This window comes from Psychrobacter sp. PP-21 (genome assembly GCF_033790785.1).
In the GTDB taxonomy this organism is placed as follows: Bacteria; Pseudomonadota; Gammaproteobacteria; order Pseudomonadales; family Moraxellaceae; genus Psychrobacter.
Genome location: NZ_JAMYEB010000101.1, coordinates 1 through 404, shown reverse-complemented (window position 1 = coordinate 404; position 404 = coordinate 1). Strand labels below are relative to the sequence as shown.

The following is a 404-nucleotide window of genomic DNA, read 5'->3' as shown; positions in this document are numbered from 1 at the left end:
GCGTCGCACCTTCGCAACATTCCCCTTTAGGGACGCGAACTTCGTGAACGGCTCCGGCCGCAAGCAGGTCGTGGACCTCACGAAGCCGCCGGGCGCCGACGAATCGACCCACCTTGCCGCGATCCTTACGGCGGTCAGCCGCCCCAGCCTGGCGCTTGCGCCCGGATTCGTCTTTTGCTCGCCGCAGTACTCCGGCGCTGGCGTTGGAAAAGGCAAACTGGTCCGAGCCATCGCCAGGATCGCATATAATGTGGCGCCGAGTCCGTTCACAACGGCGGGCGACCGCAAAGAGCTCGATAAGCGCTTGACCGCAGCGCTTGTCAGCGCTCATCCGGTGATCTTTCTCGACAACGTAAACTCGGAGATCATCAAATCGAATCTCTTGGCGCAGATCGCAACGGAGA

General features: G+C 61.6%; 1 protein-coding gene. It reads left to right on the top strand.

Going from position 1 to position 404, the window contains the following annotated elements; all coding sequences use genetic code 11:
* Positions 1 to 43: 43 nt before the first annotated feature.
* On the top strand, positions 44 to 404 hold a 361-nt coding region (locus NJD71_RS13755), incomplete at its 3' end, for a hypothetical protein (RefSeq protein WP_319052456.1).